This window comes from Streptomyces sp. NPDC101393 (assembly GCF_044767385.1).
Taxonomy (GTDB): domain Bacteria; phylum Actinomycetota; class Actinomycetes; order Streptomycetales; family Streptomycetaceae; genus Streptomyces.
Genome location: NZ_JBIWNU010000020.1, coordinates 1 through 21,114 on the forward strand (window position 1 = coordinate 1; position 21,114 = coordinate 21,114).

Consider the following 21,114-nt stretch of genomic DNA (forward strand, 5'->3'; position numbering starts at 1 on the left):
GTCCGCAACCGCCCGCTCGGTAGATGTCCGCGACTCGCGGACGCGGCTTCGGCGTGCGGGCAGTCCTGGACGCCCCGGCAGCAGAGCCGGGGCGCCCTCGCGCATGTCCGGTTGATGCCGGTCTGTTGTCTGTCGGTTGTCGTGTTCTTGGGTGACCGGTGATCTGGGGTTACTGTCGACGGCCGCCTTGGTGGTGTCCGTGTTGTCGGTGGTGTTGTTGGCTGCCGGTTAGTGATCGAAAACTTGGCATGGACAAAGGGGGTTCCCCTATCGGGGAACCCCGGCCGAGGCCGGGAAGGACGAACGACTGCACAACCGCACAAGGTGCGGCACGGGGAGGGGCGCCGGATGGCGTGGGTGACCGAGATCAACGCGGACGAGCAGGTGGACTACCGGCTCAGCCGCCAGGCGGGATGCGGCGTGGTCGCCGGGGACGGCCGCCAGGTCGAGGTCGGCCAGGACGACCAGGTCGATTACCGACTGGAGTCGGACGCGGACGGTGTCCTGGTGTGGGTCGGCTCCGGTCTGGACGCCGTCGGCCTCAAGGCCGGCACCGTGATGACCCCCGAAGGGGAGGCCGCAGCCCGCCGCCTGATGAAGGGTTGCCACCCGCAGACCGGCGCCCGGCTCATCACCACCAAGACGTCCGTGCGCGCCGATGAGAAGGCGACGCTGACCGTCGCTCCGCTCGTGCGCGCCATCGAGGCGAAGGCGGCTGAGGAGGGCGTCGAGCCGGGCGACCTGCTGGAGGGCAAGCCGAAGCAGCAGGCCAAGCTCAAGCAGCAGCAGCGCATGGTCAACCGGAAGGGCGAGGCGCAGCGGCTGCACGTCGACACCGTGCACAAGCTCGCCCGCGCCGCGGGCATCGACCTCACCGCGGTGTACGGGGAGGAGGCGGTGGCGTTCGCGCAGGAGCACAAGGACCTGCGCGTCGACTCCCGCGTGCGCGGCTGGGACCTCGTCCTCGACCTGACCAAGTCGGACAGCACGCTCGATGCGCTGATGCCGGACCTGGACGAGCGCGCGTTCCGCGAACTGGTCCACGAGGCCAAGGACGACACCCTGCGGGTGGCGGAGCAACTGATCGGCTACGCGGTCGGCAGCGAGGACGGCGAGCCCGTACGGATCGCGACCGGCGGTCTGCTCGGCTGGAGCGTCGAGCACCGCGCCGCACGCCCGATGGGCGACGGCCAGCCCGGAGACCCGCACCTGCACCTGCACGTCGTCATCGCCAACATGGCGCTCTGCGAAGACGGTAAGTGGAGGTCGATAGCCAACTCCGGACGGGACCTCTACCGGCACGCCGCCGTGCTCGACGCCGTCTTCAAGGGCCGCGTCCGGCAGCTCGCACACGAACGCTTCGGGGTGCGCCGGGTGCAGGCGGAGACGACCCGGGCGTGGGAGATCGAGGGCATCCCCGAGCAGCTGCGCGACGCGTTCTCCCGGCGCGGCGCATTGGTGAACGAGACCGCCGGCGAGGACGCCTCGCTGGAGGACAAGATGCGGGTGTCCGCCGCTACCCGCCGGGCCAAGCACGCTGCGGACGCGAACGGGATGCGCGCGAGCTGGAGGCAGCGCGCCGAGGCCCTGGGCATCGACGTCGACGCGATGGTCGCCGCGGCCGCGCCCGGTCCGCCCGGCCCCGACGGCGGAGCCGGGATCGGCGGTCCTGGCGGCGGCCCGCGCATCCCGCCGCCTAGTGACATCGCCGCCGTGGTGTTCGACCCCGAGACCGGTGTCACCGCGTCGAAGAAGGACTTCACCCGCGCCGAGCTGATGGCCGCCGTCGTCAACGCCCTGCCGTACGGATTCGGCAGCGCCGATCTCGCCGAGCTGCAGCACCTGGTCGACGACGTCCTGCGCGTCGAGGGCTACGCCGTGGCGCTGCCGCACCTCGGCTCCACGGTGATGAGCAGCACCGACCGGTACACCACCCAGGACGTCCTGGACTGCGAGAACGTCGCCGTCACTCAGGCCCAGGCGCGCTTCGGCGACAACACCGTCCGCCTGACGCCCGACCAGGCCGACGCCGCCATGGACGTCTTCGCGGTCGCCGCGGGCTTCTCCCTGTCCGAGCAGCAGCGCGAGGTCATCACCCGGCTGCTGACCGCCGGGAACGGCATCGACACCGTCGTCGGCGTGGCCGGCGCGGGCAAGAGCACGCTCATGGACGCCTGCCGGATCGCGTGGGACGCCACCGGCACCACGTACGCGGGCGCGTGCCTGTCGGCGGTCGGAGCGCAGGGCCTTCAGGACGCCTCCGCCATCCCCTCGCGCACCGTCGCCTCCTGGCTCAAGCGGATCGAGTCCGGCGAGGGACTGACCGGCATCGACGTCCTGGTCCTCGACGAGGCCGTGATGACCGACGACCGCTCGGCGGCGAAGCTGCTGACCGAAGCGGCCCGCACCGGCACACAGGTCCTCGCCATCGGCGACCCCAAACAGCTCCAGGCCGTGGGCATCGGCGGCTGGTTCGAGGAGGTGCACCGCCTCGTCGGCGGCCTCGCCCTCGAGGAGAACCGGCGCCAGCGCGACGACTCCGAGCGGGCCGCGCTGGAGATCTGGCGCACCGGCGACCACCGCAAGGCCCTGGAACTGCTCGCGGCCGCCGAACGCGTCCACCCGGCGGCCACCGCCGACGAGGCCCGCTCCCAGATGCTGATGGCCTGGGACAAGCTGCGCGACCAGTGGCCTGACGAACTCGACCTGACGGACAACCTGGCCGTCCTGGCCGCGCGCAACGACGACGTGGACCTCCTCAACGCCGGCGCCCAGGAGATGCGCCGCCAAAACGGCGAGCTGGGCGAGACCATGCACACCTACGCTCTGCCCGGCGGCCGCGCCCTGGTGCTCGCCGAGAACGACGTCGTCCGCGTCCGCGTCAACGACTACCGCTCCCGCCGCGACCCCGGCCAGCCGGACGTCCTCAACGGCTACCGGGCCAAGGTCACCGCCATCACCGACGACCACCGCGTCCAGATCACCTGGCGGGCCAAGGACCCGGCCTCCCCCAGCGGCACCAAGGAGGTGTCCGCGTGGATGGACCCCGAGGCCATCGCGGGCGGAGCCCTCTCCCTCGGCTACGCGATGACGGTCGCCGCCAGCCAGGGCATGACCTGCCACACCTCGCTGCTGTACGGCCACGGCTGCAACGCCTACGCCACCTATCCCGGCATCACCCGCGGCAAGGAGGCCAACCACCTCTGGCTCCCGCTGGACGTCGTCGAGGACGAGCGCACCCAGCGCGAACTCGGCGCCGCCCGCACCGAGACGGAACTCCTGCAGCGCAGCATCTTCGCCTTCGCCGACTACCTCGGGCAGTCGCGGCCGGACGGCATGATCTCCGACGAACTGCGCGCCGCCCCCGAACCGGTCGCCCTGCCCCGGCAGACCGAACGCCTCACCGCGCACGCGGAGGCCGAGGCCGCCCTGCGCAACGCCAGCGCCGCCCGGGAGCGCACGGTGCGCGCGGCCAGGTCGAAGTCCACCTTCGTCAAGCGGCAGATGTGGGAGGACGCCGCCCGCCGCGCCGAACGCGCCGCCGCCGAGCAGGACCTGCGCCGCGACGACGTCGAATTGCCCGCGTACGACACCGAAGAGACCGGCGCGGGCGGCCCGCAGATGTCCGAGGAACAGCAGGACCGGCTCGACGCCCTCCGCCGTGAGCAGGAGCTGCGCACCATCCCGCCCGCCGACGTGCGGGCGTACGGAGACCTGTCCGACAAGGACCTGCGGACCCGGCTGGCCTGGTACCTGGAGGCCGCCGAGGCGGCGGAGAGCGTCGCCGCCGAGGCCCGCGAGGAGTACCGGCAGCGGTCCGAGGACCTGGAGCGCGCCGCGGCGGCCGGCACCACCCGCGGCCGCGAGTTCGCCGCCCGGGCCGACGTCGCCCTCACCGCCGCCGAGGCCCTGCTGACCCGCGCCCGTGAAGAGACGGCCGCCGCCGCGGCGGCCGAGCAGAAGGCCAAGGAGATGCGCAGCCAGTACGACCAGACCGCGGCCGCCCGCAAGGCCGGCCACGTCAAGCTCGCCCTGTCCTTCTCCACCAAGAAGGGCGTGAAGAAGACGACCGGCCACCTGCTGGAGCAGCGCATCGAGGCCGAAGACGAGCAGAGGCGCGCCCGGCGTGCCGCCGAGGACGCCCAGGCCGAGGCGTGGGAGACGTTGACCGAGCACGCGGACGTCCGGGCCCTCGGGGCCACCGGCAACCGCCCGGCCACCGTCGAGGACCTTGCCACCAGGCTCCGGGAACTGCGCACCGCCCTGCCGGACAGGGCGCAGGCGATCGACACCGGCGACCTGCGCCGCCGCAACGACGCCCACGGCCGAGTCCAGTCCGCGACCCGGGAAGCCGCCCAGTTCCGCGGCTACATCGACGAAGTCCGCAAGGAACAGACGGACCGGCAGAAGATCAGGGATCTCAGCGCCGACCGGCACGAGCAGGAAGCCGGCTACCGCGCCAGCGAGGCCGTCCGGCAGAACCGCCGGCAGCACGTCCAGCACCAGGCCGCCGCCGTTCAGCACGAACAGCAGCAGGGCCGAGGACGCAAACGCTGACGGGGGACCAAGGTCTCGGCACTCCGAGCCGATACCGGGTTCGCGTAGACCTGTTGGTCCTAATGGGGGCAACGCGAGTTGAGCAGTAACGCAGTGGCCCCGGCGACGCTCGCCGGGGCCACTGCACGTTCCGGTGGGTCAGGGCAGGAAGTTCTTCTGCCACTCCAGCGAGGACATCGACAAGGCGGCGTCGGCGAGGGCCTTCGCCGACGGCGTCTTCAACGAGGCGAGAGAGGTGTCGATCCAGTTCTGGGTGAGGCTGTAACCCTGCTCCCGGTACTCGACGGCCTGCACCAAGCACTCCAGCTTGTCCGCATCGCGGGCGACGACCGCCTCCGGACTCTCGCCGGCCTCGTACTCGTCGACCGCGCCCTGCACGCCGGTGCGGACGGCGGGGTGGGCGTTGGCGACCTGGTCGGCGGTCACCTCACCGTTCGGCACGGCCTTCAGGTACTTCCGGCCGATGTGCGGAATGTCCCCGATCCGCGTCTCCTGGGAGTCGTGGAAGAGACACATCAGCGCCACTCGCGAGGCATCGGCGCCCTCCATCATCGCCAGCACCGAGCCGATCACCCCCACCCGGAAGGAGTGCTCAGCGACGGACTCGGGCGCCTTGTTGCCGGTGAACCACCAGCCGGTCCGTGCAACGCGCTTGAGCACGCCCATCTCGGAGATGAAGCTCGCGGTGCCCTTCGTGGTGTCGACCATGCGGTCCTCCGTCGTCAGCGAGTGTGATCGAAAACGTAATGGACGTGGGAGAGTTCGCGCCGCGACCTTTCTGACAGCGCCGCCCCGTCCAGGAGCTGGGCGGCCCGCTCGCGCAGTGGCCCGGCAAGCTGGCCGGCCGCCTGCGGCAGCCACGGGAATGCTGTGAGCAGAGCCCACAGCGAATGCGTGTAGAGGTCGACATAGCCGGGTGCCAGGTGCAGCCCACGGGCCAGGCCGCGCAGCAGGGTCACCGGATCCCAGCCGGTGAGGTTCCGGTCGCGCATGAAGGCGTCGTTGGCCTGCGGCACCGGCAGAGCACCGAGCCACAGGGCCCAGTAGTTGAGGTTCGCGGCCTCGGCGGTGTCGTCGTCGGCCAGGGCGCGGTCGATGAAGTCGAGCAGCGGCTGCGGGTCGCCGAGCCGGGCGAGCGCCGTGGCGGTGGAGCGGGCCTCCGCCCAGTGTTGCGACCAGCCGCGCCGGGCGAGGACGTCACGACGCCGGTGAAGGGTCTGGGCGGTCCACGCGGCCGCGTCCGGCCCACGGTCGTACGAGGCGAGGTACAGGGCCTGGCGGTGCAGCAGCGCCCCCGATTCGCCCTGCAGGACCACACGCTCGGTGGTGCCTCGTAGGTGATCGAAGAACGCCGTCCGGTCCGCGGCCGCGAGCTTCGGGGCGACGGCTACCGGCCCGCGCCGGGGCCGGGGTAACCGCCCGGCAAGCGCCGGCGGAACGGTGCCGTTCAGCGCCCAGGCCAGCATGTGCGCGGTGTCCCGCGTATGCACCCACCCGGCCAGCGGGTGTGGCCCACCAGCCTTACCGTCGAGCCCGGCCGCGATGATCCGGTCCGCATCCATCGCCGCCTCCAGCCACTGCACGAGCGCCGCATCCGCGCCCAGCGCGGGCAGTCGCCGACGGAGCTCCAGCAGCGCCCCGGCCCGCATGTTCGCCAGTGGCCGCCGCCCGGACTCCCAGCCCTGCAACGTGTCCACGTCCACGCCCAGGGCCTCCGCCAACTCGGCCTGCGTACGCGGGATGGACTCGCGGGCCAGGCGCAGCACGAAGCCAGTGACGGCACCTGCTGATGTTCGTCGCGGCCTGCCCATACCGGCCTGCTCCCCGGTCGCCCTGCGCACCGAAACCCGTACTCACGGTCAGTCCTACCGCATTGGTGACCGCCATACGTTCGCCTTGCGGTCCACACCCGACGAACGAGACCGCTCCGTCCGCGCCCACGCCCACGCCAGCGAGGCCCCCCGATGAGCAGCACGCACACGGTCTTGCACGACCCCGAGGGACGAATCGAAGCGACACTTCCCCTCGACCGCGGACCCCACGAGTGCCTGCTGAAGGCGGTACTCACGTGGACCGGCGACCCGGACCTGCCGCCGGCGGACTATGCGCAGATCGCGCTGCAACTGACCGGCGCCGCCCGCGCGGTGGCCGACGACGTTCGCCGCGCCACCGCGCAGCTGCCCGCCGACCACGGGGCCCGCGCGCTGGCCGAGGTCGTCGTCGGGGAGGCCGAGCGCCGTCTGTCCGTCCGGCTGGAGGGCACCCTGCGCTGCGCCCAGAACCGCGCTCGCCTCGTCCGCGCCTTGTACGAACGCCTGGACCGTCTCGCTGAGGTCGCCCCCACGCCCCGTCAGGGCGCCCTGTGAACCCCGTGGTTGCACCCTGGATCAATGCCGCGCAATGGCACAAGCGGGTGTGAATGCGCTGGAACCGGGTTTTTCCCGGCTACGCCGGGTCGCCGCTCCGGCCTCCGGCCGGAGGCTTCGGGCCTACGGCCCTTCAGGGGTGGCGACGGGCCCGCCCCGGCCTTCGGCCCGGGCGGGCGCGGCCCCAGCCTTCGGCCGGGGCGGGCGTGTCCAGGTGTGCGGCCGACTGCGGGCGGCCTTGCACCCCAATGTAGGTACTACAGGTAGTACCTACGTGCGGGTGATCTCCTCTTCCCCCTGAGGCGGACCGTGGTCCGTCGGCGAACCGGGCGGAGAGGGCCCCAGCCTTCGGCCGTGGCGGGGGTGTCCAGGTGTGCGGCCGGCTGCGGGCGGCCTTGCACCCCAATGTAGGTAACTAGGTAGTGCCTTACGTGCGGGTGATCTCCTCCCCCCCCTGAGACGGGCGGGAGTCGCCGACTGCGGGCCGGCACCGGCCCGCGGCGACCGTGGGCCGCGCGTCACAGCGGCTGGCGACGAGAGGTAGCCGGAGGCTCGCGCGAACGGTCGGCCGCCCGGCCGGGGCGCCCCCCTTGGAGCCAGACCCAGGACCCAGCTACCTGGGTCCTGGGTCCGACGTTTCCCCTGGTGCCCGTCGAACTGCCCCTCCTGGGTCTCCTGGGTCCTGGGGCCACGGGCGAACTCTCCGCCCGTGAAGCCCTGTACGCCACTCTGAGGGCTTGCCAGGGCTCCGCGTGACCTCCCGGTCGGAATTGATCCGCGAGGCGCCCAGCGTGGCGTATGACGGCTTCCTGGTGGTCACTCCGACTGCCGACCGGAGTCTGGACAGGCGACATGAGAGGGCGACAGCAGCGGGAGACCCATGGGTGCAAGGGGGATTTTGCGAGTTTTGAGAGACCTCTACGCGTGGGCGCGCGTAGAGGATTGCAGGGCGGAGGATCTGCGCCGACGGCCCTCGGCGGCCACTCTGACATGCCTCCAGGCGGGACGTTTCCCCTGGTCAGCCCGTTGCAGGCCCGAGCGTGACACCCGAGCGTGACACCGGGCCGGGGGGCCCCGTGACAGTCCTCAGCGCCCCCTCGGCACTGTCCGCGAATCTGCGTGCCGTCTCCTGGGTGGGAGACGGCTGTCCGGTTCCCTGAGGGAACAGGCCGGGCATTCCCTCAGGGAACTGACGGTGCGTTCCCTGAGGGAACGGCTTGTGCGCCCTACGCCGCATCCGTCCGCTGGTGGATACGGACCCGCACATGCCGCCCCACAAGACGTGCCGCGCGGCCTCGCTCGGCGTCTCCGGGTAACCGGCCTGTCGAGGGCTCGTTAGGAGCAGGACCGCGTCCCCCGCGGACTCAGGGCCCCGCAGCCGTCACGCGCGGGGCCCTGATCTCGATGGGGCATGCCTTTGGGCATGCGGGCTGGGCTGCGTGGTCGGTCGAGTACCACGCGCCTCCCTCGTAACGCCGTTGCCGAGGGCTTGGCGCAGGGGCCTCGGTGCGGGGAAGCGTGCCGGCAGCTGTGTAATCGGCCCCGCGTTTTCCCTGGTAGGCGAACTGCTCTGTGTACCTGTGTACCTGTGTATCTGTGTACTGCCCCCGCCATCCAGGACGCCGGAGAACGCCCGGGAGGCGACGAGCTGTGAGGCCGGTTTCTGATCTTCGGCTCGGAATCACGCCGGGCCTGCCTCGGTGACCGGATGTCAGGGGGCGGGAGGAGCGTAGGTGATGCCGACGTCGCCAGCGGACGTCGCGGCGAGAGCCACCACCCGCCAGATCACTTCGGGGATGCCGTCCCGGGGCCCGTCGCAGGCTTCGTTGAGAAGGTCCACGACCAGCGACACGGATGCGCCGTCCGGCCCGTGAGCCGAGAACTTGACCTGCTCCGCCGTCCAGGGCCGCTCCCGGGGCGACGCAAACTCCACCAGTGCGTGGTAGGCCACGAGGTCTCTGCCGTCCCGGGTGAGGACGAGCGTGCCCGCCTGGAGGTCGAGGCCGACCTCCACTTGGGTGTCCTCCTGCGTCACGACGGGTTCGCCGGTGGCGCTCAGCTCCATGCTGCTCTCCAAGGGGAAGGCGGGGATCGTCTGCCGAGCATCGCAGCCGACGGACTCCCGTGGGCACCGGTTACCCAGCACGCCAGCACGCCGACGTGTTGGCGTGCTGGCACACTCGTGATCCATTCGGGGCGGGGGCGGAAACGGACCCGGGCGGGCCACCGGCTGGTCGTGGAGGAAAGTCGGGGGCCGGTGGCCTCTTCGCCCAGGTCGGGCCGGGGGCCGGTCCACCGCGCGGGCCGCGCCGCCGCCGGAAGTAAAGGGTGCAGGAGACGCCGGGTCGCGGGTGCCCTCCCGGGCGGAGTGGAGCTGGCGGCCGGCCCCGGGTCTCACGCCCGCGCGTGTAGGACGGTCCCATAAGTTCCACAACGCGTCCCTCGATCCAATCGCAGCCGGGGGCGGAAACGGTCGTTTTAGCCCCCGGCAGCCGATCCGATCCGATGAATCGCCCAAACGGGTGAAAACCTGGCCTAGAACGGGCTGCGATCCATTGGAATCCATTCCGTACTTGCGCCCCCCCTTTTCGCCCCCCTAGGGTGTTCATCGGAAGCCGACGCCACCCCGGCCCGGCCGAACCGAGGGGGAACCCATGCCCTTACCGCGCTACGTCCTCGCCCCGACGCACCTCACCGGCGACGTCTTCGGCTGGCAGCTCAACCGCGACGGCCAGTTCCTGGACTGCCACGAGGGCTTCGCGGAGAACTTCGACCGCGACGTCGAGGCGGCGATGGACTGGGCTGAGCAGATCATCGGCACCCGGCAGGACTGGCGGCACACCCGCGAGGGCGGCCCGGACCGGTGGATCGCCGCCGACGACCGCGCGGCGGCCGGCACCGACGTGCTGCGCTCCCTGGAGCCCGGCACGCTCGTGGTCGCCGTCGGCCCCGGCGCCTCGGGCAAGAGCACCTTCGCGGCCGAGGCCGGGATCGTCACGGTGGTCTGCCTCGACTCCCTGCGCGAGCAGATCGGGGGCGACGCGGGCGACCAGTCCGTCACCCCGGCCGCCGTAGTCGAGCAGGACATCCTGCTGGAGAAGCACCTGAGCGAGGGGACCACCCTCTACCTCGACTCCACGAACGTGGAGGTGACCGTACGGGCCGGGCTCGTCGAGCGGGCCCGCCGCCACGGCCGCCCCGTCGTCGCCCTGCGCTTCCTCCCCCACCTCGACACCTGCCACGCCCGCAACCGCGAGAGGCCGGCCAACCGGCAGGTGCCCGCCGACGTCCTCGCCTGGCAGCACTCCCTCGCGCTCGCGGCCACACCCAAGGCCCTGCTCGCCGAGGGATTCACCGCCGCGCACGACATCGTCACGCCCCTCTGACCATCCCGCCCGACCGATCACCACCACCGAGGAGAACACCGTGAGCCAGAGCCAGAACCCCGCCCGTCACCTGGACACCGCCGCCGAGGGCGTCCGCGCCTTCAACCACACCTCCCGCTCCGTCGGCACCGACTGGAAGTTCCCCGGCGACTCCTACACCGCGCTCGGGAACCTCTCGTACCTGGTGCAGATGCTGGGCCAGGCCGTCGAGCAGTCCACCGTGCCCGTGACGGACATGTACAAGGAGGGCCGCATCCTGGTCGACGGCGGCGGCAGCGCGAACGCCAAGGTCGCGGAGATGCGGGCCGCCCGCGAGGACGCCGTGGCCGCCGCCGCCGCGCTGACGGCCGCCGTCCAGCGGATGCACAACGCTGTCTCCCCGATGGGCACGGACACCACGGGCATGGACTTCGAGGACGACGAGTGAGCGACCGCCTGTACCTGCGCCACTCGACGGACAAGCAGACCGACGCCCGGCAGCGGCACGCCCTGGCGGCGCTGCTCGCCGCCGGCGCCCCGGCCTACGAGGACCCGGCGACGTCCAGCCGCGTCCTGTCGCTCTACCGCGACGGGTTCAAGCGGCTGCTCGACGAGGCCGCCGTGGGCGACACCATCCGGATCGCCGACGCGGCCCGCCTCTTCCGGTCGGTGGCGGACATCATCGCCCTGCGGCCGGTGCTCATCCGGCGGGGCCTGCACCTGCGGGTGGAGTCGGGGCTGCTGGCCGGGATCGACCTCGCCTCGGACGACCCGGGCACCAAGATGATGGTCTCGGTGCTCGCGGCCGTGCTGGAGTTCCAGCGCGACATGATCTCGGAGAACACCCGCGAGGGCGTCGCCGCGGCCGAGGCCGCCGGGAAGACCCTCGGGCGTCCGGCCGCGCTCGACGAGGGCGAGGTGGTTGAGCTGGTGGAGGCGTACCGCGAGGGCGCCGCCGTGAAGGCGCTCGCCCGCGAGTACGGGATCGCGCCCAGGACCGTTCGTCGGGTGCTCGACACCGCCGGGGCCCGCGAGGTGCCCGACGACCTGTCCGAGCTGCTCGACGGCGACGACCCGGGCGACGTCGCCGACGGCCAGGAGCAGGCGGTGGCCGCCGACCCGGTCGTGGTGGTCGACGTGCCCGGCCTGGTTGCCGAGAACCTGGTCGACGTCGTCGACGACGCGGTCCGCCAGGCGCTCGCTGCCGGGCAGACGATCCGCCGGGGGCAGGGCTACTCGGTGCGGGTCACCGCACCGCTCAGCGTGCACCTGGCGATGATCGAGCACTCCTCGACCGCGCTGATGCAGTCGGCCGCCGGTCGCAAGGCCCACAGGGTCCACTCCGACCGTGTCACGAAGACGCAGCCCGCCGCCCGCACCTGACGAAGCACGGCCCTACGAGTCAGCCCCGGTCGGACCTATTGGTACTAACAGGTCCGACCGGGGCTGACGTGCAGGCATTTCGGTACCACCGTGGGTACCACCCTGGGGCCCACCGTGCGCTCCACCGTGCGTACTGGCGTACGTACCACCGTGGGTACCAGGCCAAATTCGGGGTCCGTCGAATACCTGCAGCTCACCCCGGATACCCCACGTCGGATAGCCGCTGACACCTCCTCCCCGACAGGTGGAGGAGGCGATATTTCTTCGGGCAGGGCGGCCGTCGCCGACTGGCGTCGGCCCGCTCCGCGACGAGCAGTCTGGCGTGGACCGTGACCCAGTACGACGTCCGTGCCCCGGCCGCAGCCTGAAGGGCGCGGCCGGCTGGCGAACTGCCCGACGACTTTCAGGTAGCTGAGAGCCCCGCACCGGACCGGTGCGCTTGTGTCGCCCCCGTCCCGACACAGGGGGCCTGTGGTGTCAGGAAATGGCGACACAGCGGCCCACGTTCCGTGTTGGCCCTGTTGCCCCTGTTAGGGCTAACAGGGGCAATGCGTCGCTGCCTGCGGTTTCCTTGATGGGCTGTCAGTCGACTATCGGACGTCAGGTACGGCGACCGGGTTGTCCCCGAGGGTGCCCAGGCGCTCATCCACGTTCGCCTCAGCCTGCCGCTGGCGGCCGACGTGTGCCCTGTCGGCCGCCCAGCCCGTCTTCGTCTTGCACTGCTCGCCGTCGGTGGCTCCGCACTTCTCGCACATCAGCGTCAGGACCTCGACGGCCACTGCGGCGTCCCGCTCCCGGCGGCGCCGGGCGGAGGCCGCTTTGCTCTCCCAGCCGACTCCGATTCCGTTCATTGCCTGCGGGAACGTCGTGGTCTCGCCGACTCCGGGGCGCTTGGCGTCCTGCGCGAGCTTGAGCAGCTGCCAGACGGTCGGCACGATCGCCGGGCCGCCGAAGCCGGCCCGGTCGGTGCCACGCGCGGCCACGCCCCACGGGTCGTCGGAGTCGCGGAACCGTACGGACAGCGGCACATCACCGTCGACGATGCGGGCCAGGAATCCCATCCGCTCGCCGGTCTCCCGGACGGTCGACGCGGTGGAGCGCAGGGAGTCGATGACGTCCGCGAGCTCCACCGGGGTGGCCGGCACCTCGGCGGCCCTGGCCAGCTGCCGAAGTCGGAGTTCGATGGCCGACAGCTCGGTGGCGAGTTCGTCCAGGCTGAGGTGCTTGCCCGACATCAGGTGGGCGGTGTCCGTCTCGGTGGCGGACTCGTGGGTGTCGATGTTCCTCATGGTCAGTTCCCTTCGTCGGTGCGGGTGTCGGGCTGGTCAGCGAGTCGGCGTTTGCACTCGGCGATCTGCTCGTCGCAGTGGCGCAGCAGCAGACGGTCGGTGCTTTCGTGGCTGCCGGGCAGACGGAGGCGGCGCAGCAGGAACTCGCGCATCGCCCAGTCGCCGGGCTGGTCCCAGCGCTCCTTGTCGACCGCGTCGTCACCGGGCCAGGCCATCCGGGCGACGACGGTCTCCCAGTCGGCCAGATCCTCGGCGGCCCAGATCCAGCGCTCGGAGTCGGTGGGGTCGGGCACGCCGGAGTGCTTCACGTAGCAGTTGTGGTCGGCGAGGACGGCGGCCGCGTACTCCAGGGGGATACCGCCGTGCTGGACGGCCCACCCCCACACGGCCAGGGCCTCCATCAGTGCTGGTGGTTCATCAGGTGGGTTCGGGTGGAACACCATGTGCTGGTCTCCTTCGGCGGGACCAGAGGGCTGAGGCGGGTGGCTGCCGGGGGCCTTCGGCCGGCCCCCGGGCCCCCGCCCTCCCCGGCACCGACCGGCGCGGACAGCGCTCCCGTGGTGCGGGTGCGTGCGCGCCGGACGGCACCAGGGCCGTGGTCCTGACCTGGGCAAGTTTCAAAAACGCGACCGGAAATGAGGCGTGATTGGGCGCGGTCAGGCGAGGCCGGCGACGGTCATGCGGCCGCCGAAGAGCATGTCGCCGCGGCCCACCGCAAGGAGTGCGGACAGGTCCCCGGCGCCCGCCGTCAGCTGCGCAGTGGGAATCGAGTCAGCCGGGGCCGTGAGGAAAATGGCGCTCTGGTGGTAGTGCGCAGCGGCCAGCCAGGCCGGGGGCGGCGACCAGGGGCTGGGCGGCTGGTACCAGCGGCCGGTGCCCTGGCGCTCGATGTACGACAGCCCGGTGCGGTCCGCCGCCGCGGCGATCGACCATTCCGGCAGGGACCGCGGCTCGTGCCGGGACAGGTCGAGCGGCGGCAGGCCGTCGGAGAGGCGGTCGGCGCGGAACCCTAGGTTGCCGGCCCGGTGCGCTTCGCCGGACTGCAGGTAGAACACAGGCGGGCTGTCCTCCGGCACCGTGAAGACGTAGTAATCCTCGTCGGGTGTCCGGCCGCCGCGGCGGTGCTGCTTGGGCGGGAGGTCCGCTGTTTCGACGGGCAGGCCGCGACGGCGCCGCTCCAGGGTCAGCTGCGCCCAGGACCACACGCGGGTGTGCCCGCACGTCTCGTGCGTCCACACCGGGAACTGCATCTCCATCGGCCGCGGTTCGCCGGGAGGCTGGACCTCGCGCAGCGCCAGGCCGACGTGTACCTCCGGCTCCCTGGTCACGTCGATGGGCCGGTCACACAGGTGACAGATGACTTTGTCGAAGGCGTCGGGCTGCCCGTGCTTCTCCGCGTGCTCGGCGAGCTGGTGCAGCTGCTCGGTACCCAGCAGCTCCTGAGCGCCCCAGGCGAAGAAGTACCCGGTAACGCCGGTCGACGGCCGGTACTCGCTTGCGTCGGCGGCCTCGTCGAACCCCATCCGCTCCTGGTGAGCGTCGGCGCCGAGTTGGCCCTGCTCGTACTCGCGGCGCACGTCCTGCAACGCGGCCTCGTACGACTGCCCGGTCTCGGCGGCCCGCCGGCGGGCGGCGTTCTTGAGCGCCTGGTTTTTGGCTCCCATGGTGTTGTCCCTCGCTGCGCGCACGGCCCCGTGACCCGGGCACGCCTGACGTACGGGCGAACCTGGAAGCGGACACTTGCTCGCGCTGCCGATCCCCGCTGCGCGGGTTCAGGCTGTCTTCGCCGTCCGGTCACGGGCCGGACTACTCGAACCAGGGCCGTCCGCAGCCGGTCGACCCGCCATCAAGGGTAGACGCGCACCGCGCTGTTGCGGCGCATTTCGAGAGTTTTGAGAGTCCTCTACGCGCGCAGGCGCGTGAGGGGTCACCGGCTGTCGGCCGGGGGCCGGCAGCCCGACGGCCAGGCAGGTCAGACCTGTTGGGCCCAACAGATCTAGATCCATTGGGCCCAACAGGTCGAACGTCGTCTGTCCTGCGTTTTCCTCGAACTGAGGAGGAGCGGGTCGGGGGGTCTGCCCGGGCAGCCGCAGGCGATACGGTCGGGGCGTGAACCGTACGGGAGCGCCGGGAGCCGGCCGATGAGGAGCACCGAATGTCCATGACCGTCCTGGGCCCGTTGCCCGAGACCTCTGACCGCCTGGACGTGGTCAGGGAGTGGCGCATCGACGACCTGATCGACGTGCTGGGGCGCGAGAAGGAAGTCGTCGAAGCCGCCCTCGCCAAGCTCGACTACAACCGCGACTTCCGCGCCCAGCTGTTCGTCCCACCCGAGCTGACCGTGCCCGCGACCTTCACCGGCGGGCACCGCACGTACGTGTGCGTCAACCAGAAGGGCGGCGCGGGCAAGACCACGACGTCCCTGGAGCTGGCCGCCGCGTGGGTGGCCATGGGCTACACGGTCCGCCTCATCGACGCGGACCCGCAGGAAGCCTCCCTGTCCGGCGAGTGGCTGCTGCCCCGCTTCGACGGCATCGCCAAGGGCGACCGCCACACCCTGACCGACGTCCTCTTCGACCGGCAGCCGTTGGACGAGGCGACGTACGAGACGTCCGTCCAGGGCCTCTACATCGTGCCCAGCGGTGAGGACCTGGGCACCGCCGAGTACGACCCGCGGGCCGCGCGTGACGGCAGCCTGCGCACCGCGATCCGCAAGTCCAAGGCGCCGGTGGACATCACGATCATCGACGCGCCGCCCGCCCTGGGGAAGTTGAGCATCAACGGCCTCATCGCCGCTGACCAGGTCATCGTGCCGCTCAAGGTCGGGGCGCTGGACCGCAAGGCGCTCACGGATCTGCACAAGACGATCCGCAGGGTCCAGGACGACGAGAACCCGGAGCTGGTGGTGGCGGCCGCGGTGATGACGTCGTGGGACAAGAGCAACTACGCCGGTCTCGTCGGGGCCGCGCTGCGCCGCGACTTCCCCGAGGCGATCATCGCTCCGGCCCGCCGCAATGTTCAGGTCGCCGCGGCCGCCGACTTCGGGCTGCCGGTGCGTGCCCTGCACCCCAAGGCCACGACGACCGGCGACTACGACCAGCTGGCCCGTCTCCTCCTGCCCGTGAAGGGAGCAGCAGCATGAGCCCGAAGCCCTTCGGTGGCCCCAGCGGCGGTTCGAGCGGATCCGGGGCCGGCCGCCAGACGACCGGCGGCAGCAGCATCCTCGGCAAGCTGATCGGTGGGCAGCAGGTGCCCGGCGGCAAGAGCAAGGTGCCGGCCTACGTCGCCAACGACTTGCTGGACCGGCTGCGGAACACGGTCGTCGGCATGCAGCGCGACCCGGCGGTCGAGATCCCGCCGGTCTCGCTCTCCGCGTTCGTGGAGGCCGCGATCGAGGCCGCCATCGAGGAGGCGGAGGAGCAGTACCGCGACGGCCGCCCCTACCCGCCCCGTCCGAACGCACGGTTGAAGACCGGCCCGCCCGTAGGCTGACCACCGCTCCTGACCCTGCGTGGCCCCGTCGAGTTCGGCGGGGCCACGCTGCTGCGGCAGCTCTGAAGCGCCGGGCGCGGGGTGCGCCCTCCAGGCTGGTGGCGCACGCTGGAGGCCATGAGCAAGGCGCCGATCGTCGTGCACCGGCCCGGCGCATCGGGCGGCCGGCGGGTGACCGTGCGCCGCGACGGCCGCGAAGAGATCCTCGGCCTGGCCCACTCCGATCACGACCTGGTCGTGTTCCTCGAAGGCGCCGGAGTGATCGACCCGGAGACGATCCTGGACGATCCCCAGTGGGTGGAATGGCGCGGGGGCGAGCCGCACCGGTTCAACGCTTGAGCCGAGACGTAGGCGCACGTCAGTGCAGGTTGGGCCTGTTGGTCCTAATGGGGCTAATTCCTTCGTTCGTGCCGTGCGGCTGTCCGGACGTGGCTACCGTGTCCGGACGTGACGAGACACGACGTGCTGGACGAGGTGCCCGAGCTCCAGGAGGCGGTCGAGGCCGCGTGTGAGGCAGCGCCCTCCGAGGCCCGGCAGCGGCAGATCCGTGCTCACGCTCGTGAGCTGGTCCGCGCCCTTCAGCACCCCTCCCACCCGCTGACCGTCGGCGACGACCTGGCGGACGTCTTCGCCCGCGACTCGCTCCACGTGTACGAGCGGCTGGCCCTCGCCGGCGAACTGCGCGCCCTGGGCGCCGCACGGCCCACCTCCGAGGCCACGGCGAATGTGCGCTCCGGGGTGATGGTGCTGCTGCAGCGCCAGCTCGGCCTGGAGGTCGTCCACCTCCGGGTCCAGGAGGAGCAGCAGCGCAAACCGCCGGTCGACGTCGCGCGTCGTGAGCGGATGCGCGACAGCCTGCAGGCCGTCGCGGACCTTATCGGCCGCCGCACCCACTGGACGGCCGAGGGCGGACTGCTCACCAATGGTTTCCCCCGCTGGGTGCGGATGCTCGCGATGGCCAGCGTCACCCTGGACACCGGCTGCCGCGTCGGGGAGCTGTGCGCGATCCGCCTGGACGACCTCTCCCCCGCGCTGGAGGAGGTCCGCATCATCCGCCGGCCGCAGAAGGCCCGCCCGGGCGACCCGGTGGTCATCGAGGTCTACCCGCTGCGCAAGGCCACCCAGGCCGCGCTGAAGCGCTGGTTCCTGGTGCGCCGTCTGCTGATGGTCGACGTCACCGGCGGCGCGGATGCGCTGTGGGTATCGGTGCGCGGCAACCACTCCGGCGCCGTCGACGAGGAGAGCGGCCCGCAGCTCCGGCCGGCGGGCACTCCCCTGCGGCCGCGCGGCGCCGGGCGCGCCTACACCGCGGCGGTCGAGCGGGTGAACACCGAACTCGCCGGGACGGAGGGCTGGACGCCGCTGCCGGAGCGGATGGAGCAGCTGCGCCGCGGCGTCACCGCACCCGAGGTCCGCTACGCGCCGCCGCGCCCGGACGCCGAGCGGGCCGCCGACCTCATGGAACGTCTGGAGCAGGCCGGCCGCCGTCTCGCTGCCCTGCCGGACGCCCGGTCCACCGCGACGACCGGCCGCGCGGCCCGTGACCAGGCCCGGCGCCTCCTGCGGGACGCGTGGCGCCTCGGCATCGAGCACCAGGTGCAGCTCGGCGTCCTCGCCCGCTCCGGCCTGCTCGCCTACGACACCCCGCGCGCCGGATGGGAGCCCGAGCTGCTGCGCGCCCTGGACCGTGCCGCCCGCCTCGCCCCGCTGCAGACCCGTTAGACCCAACGCCCCCAACCCCTGCGCCAGGGCCTGCACCGGTCAGGGCTGTGCGACCGGACCGCGCAGCCCTGACCTGCGAAAAGGGGACGTGGTGGAACTCGTGAGACCGTCCAACGCGCGCGGGCGCGGCGACGGCGCCGGTCACGGCGCCCCGGCGAGCGCGGCCAGGCGCTCCAGCTCGTCCAGGCCGTCGTTGCAACACCGCCCACACACCAGGCGGCGCTTCGTGGGCTGCTTGGGCAGCGGGATGTTGTACGGCAGCCGGTCCCCGTTCTGGCGGTCGCGCAGGTCGTGGCCGCACTCGGCGCACATCAGGGCCATCGAGGCGGCTTGTCTGGGCGTCCAGCGGGGCCAGTCCGCCGCGAAGGGGAGCTGCAGGACGGCCATGCCCTCGGCCCGCGGCTCGAAGATCGTGAAGGCGAAGCCGGGCCATTCGTCGGTGATGTGGTCGATCCACTGCTGTATGGAAGGCATCCACGGCAGGAGGTGCGGCAGATCCTTCCGGGCGATGCGGACCTCCTCGCCGCGCCGGGGCCGCTTGTCCCACGACTTGGAGAGCGGGTAGCGGAAGGCCCTCACGACCTGGTGGGGGACCTGGAGCACGTCCAGGTCCGAGGCGATGTCCGCGGCGGTGGCCTTCCACTCGCCGCAGTCGGCCGCGCGCCACAGCGCGAGGCCGCCGCCGCTGAACACCCCAGAGGCGGTCACCGTGCTCACGATCCGCCGTTGCGCGGCCCGTACCTCTGGGGGCACCGCTGGTGTCATCACGTCACCTCGTCTCGCCGAGCGCCCCGGAGGGGCACCTTTCCGGCTGTTCAACGACCGTCCACACCTGGTGGCCGGTGCGACTTTTCCGCCGGCCACGTCCCGCCCCGGCCGGACGGCTGCGGACTCCTATCTCTGACCTCAGCCGCAAAGTAGGCGGCGTGTCGAGCGTCAGCGAGAACACGGCGGTGCGTCTGAACTGGTCGAACGAGGCAGGGGGCTCCCTTCCCTCGCTCGACTATCGTGATCATGAGGGGCGGTCACAGAACCGAGTCACAGGGCTGTCACTATTCGTGTCGACCAGCACGTCGGGCACCCACTCGTCGGTGGCGAGCTTGTCCCACAGCGCGCTGGGCCTCTCGTCGCGGGGGGACCTCACCACCTGGCCCCACTGCTGGCAAGCGATCTTGACCGGATGGCCGGGGTCAAGTACGTACTTCACCCCGCCTTGTACCGATGGGGCGCCGTAGACGATCGCGGGCCCGGAACGACGGATCTGAGCGGGGACCCCCATCTCCTCCGCCGAATCGAGCTGTGGGGTGACTCCCCGCTTGCCCCGATCGACCTTTCCGCCCCCGGAATGTGTCGGGGGCGGCGTCGACACACCTGGGCCGGAGGTACAGGAGGAGTTGAGGGAGAGCACGTTGGCACAGTTCCCCGTGACCGATGGATCAGCCGAGCCCGACGAACCGGAACCGAACGACACCGATACTGTCAGCGCCCCGCCCCCGATGAGGGCGGCAAGGGCCGCAGTAACGCGCTTGGAAAGGTGGGGCAGGAGAGCACGCATCGGGAGCCCATCTGCTGCGGGCCCCCGGCGACGGCCGCGCAGCATCACATTCGGTGCTGGCGCCCGAAGGGCTGATTTCGAAGCTCGCCTCTGAGGGCTTCTTCGGCTTGAAAGCCGGATGGCGGGCCAGCGCCGGGAACCGGCGCGCCTTACCCCTCGTCGCTTTGCCTCTGTCACCTGATCCGGCGGGTCGCTGTTACCCGTACCGGGGTCTGAGCCGTCGTACTCGTGGCCGTGGAGACCGCGCATCGTTGGCTCAGGCGCCCGGTGGGCTCTTGACTATCCGCGGAGACAGGTGCCTGTCTCAAGTATACCCCTAACTGGCAAATGCGACATTTTGCCTGGTCAGGCGATGAGCGCCGATGTCACCGCCAACGGCTGGCTGGACCGATGTTCCCCAGAGCCGTACTCGGCGTCGCGGCGAGCACGTGATCCGCCCCGCTACTTTGCGGCTGGTGTCTGAGCTAGGACACCGGGGCCCGGACGTACGGTGGGGACATGGCCGGAAGGCCGCGCCGGTGCGCGCGCTGCTGGAAACCGCTGAGGGCCACTGCCCGCAGCGACGCCCGCTTCTGCTCGCAGGCGTGCAAGGCCGCCGAGCGCAGGTGGCGCCAGCACTACCTCGAGGCCGTCGCCATCGGCCTGTGGTTCACCATGGGCCGGGAAACCGAGCACGTCGTGCGCTGCCCGTCGTGTGGCCGGCGGTTCGCGCTGGGCCACGGACACCGGCGTGACTCGGTCTACTGCTCGCATTCCTGCCGGCAATCGGCGTACAGGGCTCGCCACCAAGCGAAGCGGGTACGCGAAGACGTCACGGGTGACGGATCGTTGTACCTGCTCCAGCCCGTGGACCAGCACTAACCACCCGTTCGAGGACGGGGCGGCAGGGAAGTCGGTCCTCGTCAGCGCCGGTAAGACCTGTTGGACCCAACACCCCTAACCAGCGGATTCGGCGGGGAGCCCGTGGCGGGCGGCGCGCAGTTCGGCCAGGAGCGCCAGGGCTTGGTCGCGGGCCTCGGCGGCCTCCGTGGTCGGGGCGGTGTCGCCGTGGGCGTCGCGCAGCAGCTGCAGGCCGCGCAGCCGGTCGGCGAGGCCGGGGCCGTCGTCCTCGCGGACCCACACGACGAACTGCTGGGCGGTTCAGCGCCGGGCAGAGCCCGACGACCAAGATCGCAAAAATGTGGGTTAAGGCGGCCCCGCCCGGGCTGGCCGTACGGAGGTTCCGCTGTTCAGAGACTGAACACGGCGCCCGTTCAGTCTCTGAACAGCCGGGGCGTTCAGAGACTGAACGGGCGCCGGGGCCGGGTGATCACCGAAACGGGGCCGAGACGGGCTGTGACGGGGGCCAGGAGCGCCGTATTCCGGTCCGGGGTCGGGGAGTGCCG

General features: G+C 71.6%; 19 protein-coding genes. 10 read left to right on the plus strand and 9 right to left on the minus strand.

Annotated features, from left to right (window positions below; translation table 11 throughout):
- The first annotated feature begins 348 nt into the window (after positions 1–348).
- A complete protein-coding gene (mobF, locus tag ACIRQ7_RS36210) occupies positions 349–4,557 on the plus strand; it encodes a MobF family relaxase (protein ID WP_404266760.1) in 4,209 nt (1,402 codons plus the stop codon).
- Between the two features lie 138 nt (positions 4,558–4,695).
- Here the strand turns inward: mobF and ACIRQ7_RS36215 are convergent, their stop codons facing one another.
- Positions 4,696–5,265, minus strand: a complete 570-nt coding sequence (locus ACIRQ7_RS36215) for an HD family hydrolase (RefSeq protein ID WP_404266761.1) — start codon at positions 5,263–5,265, stop codon at positions 4,696–4,698.
- Positions 5,266–5,279: 14 nt separating this feature from the next.
- Positions 5,280–6,323 carry a helix-turn-helix domain-containing protein gene (locus ACIRQ7_RS36220; RefSeq protein ID WP_404266762.1) on the minus strand — a complete coding sequence of 348 codons (1,044 nt, stop codon included), beginning with the start codon at positions 6,321–6,323 and terminating at the stop codon, positions 5,280–5,282.
- Between the two features lie 198 nt (positions 6,324–6,521).
- Between ACIRQ7_RS36220 and ACIRQ7_RS36225 the strand changes: the two genes are divergently transcribed.
- Positions 6,522–6,923 carry a DUF6415 family natural product biosynthesis protein gene (locus ACIRQ7_RS36225; protein ID WP_404266763.1) on the plus strand — a complete coding sequence of 134 codons (402 nt, stop codon included), beginning with the start codon at positions 6,522–6,524 and terminating at the stop codon, positions 6,921–6,923.
- Positions 6,924–8,634: 1,711 nt separating this feature from the next.
- Here the strand turns inward: ACIRQ7_RS36225 and ACIRQ7_RS36230 are convergent.
- A complete protein-coding gene (locus ACIRQ7_RS36230; protein WP_404266764.1) occupies positions 8,635–8,988 on the minus strand; it encodes a hypothetical protein in 354 nt (117 codons plus the stop codon).
- A 589-nt stretch (positions 8,989–9,577) separates the two neighbouring features.
- On the opposite strand from ACIRQ7_RS36230, the gene ACIRQ7_RS36235 reads away from it, so the two are divergent.
- The 3 genes from ACIRQ7_RS36235 to ACIRQ7_RS36245 are packed head-to-tail and all read left to right on the plus strand — an operon-like array spanning position 9,578 to position 11,671.
- Positions 9,578–10,309 (plus strand): AAA family ATPase, encoded by a 732-nt coding sequence (locus ACIRQ7_RS36235; RefSeq protein WP_404266765.1) that lies wholly within the window; start codon positions 9,578–9,580, stop codon positions 10,307–10,309.
- Positions 10,310–10,349: 40 nt separating this feature from the next.
- Positions 10,350–10,736 carry a hypothetical protein gene (locus ACIRQ7_RS36240; RefSeq protein WP_404266766.1) on the plus strand — a complete coding sequence of 129 codons (387 nt, stop codon included), beginning with the start codon at positions 10,350–10,352 and terminating at the stop codon, positions 10,734–10,736.
- The gene (locus tag ACIRQ7_RS36245) at positions 10,733–11,671 is read left to right on the plus strand and encodes a recombinase family protein (protein ID WP_404266767.1); all 939 of its coding nucleotides are present in this window, start codon (positions 10,733–10,735) and stop codon (positions 11,669–11,671) included. The genes ACIRQ7_RS36240 and ACIRQ7_RS36245 overlap by 4 nt, the downstream gene beginning before the upstream one ends.
- A gap of 590 nt (positions 11,672–12,261) precedes the next feature.
- Here ACIRQ7_RS36245 and ACIRQ7_RS36250 read toward each other — a convergent pair.
- From ACIRQ7_RS36250 to ACIRQ7_RS36260, 3 genes are all read right to left on the minus strand, one after another.
- Positions 12,262–12,960: a hypothetical protein gene (locus tag ACIRQ7_RS36250; RefSeq protein ID WP_404266768.1), complete on the minus strand. Its 699-nt coding sequence runs from the start codon at positions 12,958–12,960 to the stop codon at positions 12,262–12,264.
- A 2-nt stretch (positions 12,961–12,962) separates the two neighbouring features.
- Positions 12,963–13,403: a hypothetical protein gene (locus ACIRQ7_RS36255; RefSeq protein ID WP_404266769.1), complete on the minus strand. Its 441-nt coding sequence runs from the start codon at positions 13,401–13,403 to the stop codon at positions 12,963–12,965.
- Positions 13,404–13,616: 213 nt separating this feature from the next.
- Positions 13,617–14,624, minus strand: coding sequence for a hypothetical protein (locus ACIRQ7_RS36260; RefSeq protein WP_404266770.1), 1,008 nt, complete (start codon positions 14,622–14,624; stop codon positions 13,617–13,619).
- Between the two features lie 491 nt (positions 14,625–15,115).
- On the opposite strand from ACIRQ7_RS36260, the gene ACIRQ7_RS36265 reads away from it, so the two are divergent.
- The 4 genes from ACIRQ7_RS36265 to ACIRQ7_RS36280 all read left to right on the plus strand — a co-directional run bounded on the left by ACIRQ7_RS36265 (position 15,116) and on the right by ACIRQ7_RS36280 (position 18,174).
- Entirely contained in the window at positions 15,116–16,102 is a 987-nt protein-coding gene (locus ACIRQ7_RS36265; protein ID WP_404266771.1) for a ParA family protein, read from the plus strand.
- On the plus strand, positions 16,099–16,452 hold the full coding sequence (locus ACIRQ7_RS36270; protein ID WP_404266772.1) for a hypothetical protein: 354 nt from the start codon (positions 16,099–16,101) through the stop codon (positions 16,450–16,452). The genes ACIRQ7_RS36265 and ACIRQ7_RS36270 overlap by 4 nt, the downstream gene beginning before the upstream one ends.
- 117 nt (positions 16,453–16,569) lie before the next feature.
- Positions 16,570–16,791: a hypothetical protein gene (locus ACIRQ7_RS36275; RefSeq protein ID WP_404266773.1), complete on the plus strand. Its 222-nt coding sequence runs from the start codon at positions 16,570–16,572 to the stop codon at positions 16,789–16,791.
- 108 nt (positions 16,792–16,899) lie between these two features.
- A complete protein-coding gene (locus ACIRQ7_RS36280) occupies positions 16,900–18,174 on the plus strand; it encodes a hypothetical protein (protein ID WP_404266774.1) in 1,275 nt (424 codons plus the stop codon).
- 141 nt (positions 18,175–18,315) lie between these two features.
- Here the strand turns inward: ACIRQ7_RS36280 and ACIRQ7_RS36285 are convergent, their stop codons facing one another.
- Both ACIRQ7_RS36285 and ACIRQ7_RS36290 read right to left on the minus strand, forming a co-directional pair.
- Positions 18,316–18,882, minus strand: a complete 567-nt coding sequence (locus ACIRQ7_RS36285) for a hypothetical protein (protein ID WP_404266775.1) — start codon at positions 18,880–18,882, stop codon at positions 18,316–18,318.
- 304 nt (positions 18,883–19,186) lie between these two features.
- A complete protein-coding gene (locus ACIRQ7_RS36290; RefSeq protein ID WP_404266776.1) occupies positions 19,187–19,381 on the minus strand; it encodes a hypothetical protein in 195 nt (64 codons plus the stop codon).
- Positions 19,382–20,227: 846 nt separating this feature from the next.
- On the opposite strand from ACIRQ7_RS36290, the gene ACIRQ7_RS36295 reads away from it, so the two are divergent.
- Positions 20,228–20,590 carry a hypothetical protein gene (locus tag ACIRQ7_RS36295; protein ID WP_404266777.1) on the plus strand — a complete coding sequence of 121 codons (363 nt, stop codon included), beginning with the start codon at positions 20,228–20,230 and terminating at the stop codon, positions 20,588–20,590.
- 75 nt (positions 20,591–20,665) lie between these two features.
- Here ACIRQ7_RS36295 and ACIRQ7_RS36300 read toward each other — a convergent pair whose 3' ends face one another.
- Positions 20,666–20,851, minus strand: a complete 186-nt coding sequence (locus ACIRQ7_RS36300; protein WP_404266778.1) for a hypothetical protein — start codon at positions 20,849–20,851, stop codon at positions 20,666–20,668.
- Between the last annotated feature and the right edge of the window lie 263 nt (positions 20,852–21,114).

Excerpts from the sequence above, each read along its gene's own strand:
- mobF (WP_404266760.1), top strand. The coding sequence starts at position 349 with ATGGCGTGGGTGACCGAGATCAACGCGGACGAGCAGGTGGACTACCGG.
- ACIRQ7_RS36215 (WP_404266761.1), bottom strand. The coding sequence starts at position 5,265 with ATGGTCGACACCACGAAGGGCACCGCGAGCTTCATCTCCGAGATGGGC.
- ACIRQ7_RS36225 (WP_404266763.1), top strand. The coding sequence starts at position 6,522 with ATGAGCAGCACGCACACGGTCTTGCACGACCCCGAGGGACGAATCGAA.
- ACIRQ7_RS36230 (WP_404266764.1), bottom strand. The coding sequence starts at position 8,988 with ATGGAGCTGAGCGCCACCGGCGAACCCGTCGTGACGCAGGAGGACACC.
- ACIRQ7_RS36235 (WP_404266765.1), top strand. The coding sequence starts at position 9,578 with ATGCCCTTACCGCGCTACGTCCTCGCCCCGACGCACCTCACCGGCGAC.
- ACIRQ7_RS36250 (WP_404266768.1), bottom strand. The coding sequence starts at position 12,960 with ATGAGGAACATCGACACCCACGAGTCCGCCACCGAGACGGACACCGCC.
- ACIRQ7_RS36255 (WP_404266769.1), bottom strand. The coding sequence starts at position 13,403 with ATGGTGTTCCACCCGAACCCACCTGATGAACCACCAGCACTGATGGAG.
- ACIRQ7_RS36260 (WP_404266770.1), bottom strand. The coding sequence starts at position 14,624 with ATGGGAGCCAAAAACCAGGCGCTCAAGAACGCCGCCCGCCGGCGGGCC.
- ACIRQ7_RS36265 (WP_404266771.1), top strand. The coding sequence starts at position 15,116 with ATGTCCATGACCGTCCTGGGCCCGTTGCCCGAGACCTCTGACCGCCTG.
- ACIRQ7_RS36270 (WP_404266772.1), top strand. The coding sequence starts at position 16,099 with ATGAGCCCGAAGCCCTTCGGTGGCCCCAGCGGCGGTTCGAGCGGATCC.
- ACIRQ7_RS36275 (WP_404266773.1), top strand. The coding sequence starts at position 16,570 with ATGAGCAAGGCGCCGATCGTCGTGCACCGGCCCGGCGCATCGGGCGGC.
- ACIRQ7_RS36295 (WP_404266777.1), top strand. The coding sequence starts at position 20,228 with ATGGCCGGAAGGCCGCGCCGGTGCGCGCGCTGCTGGAAACCGCTGAGG.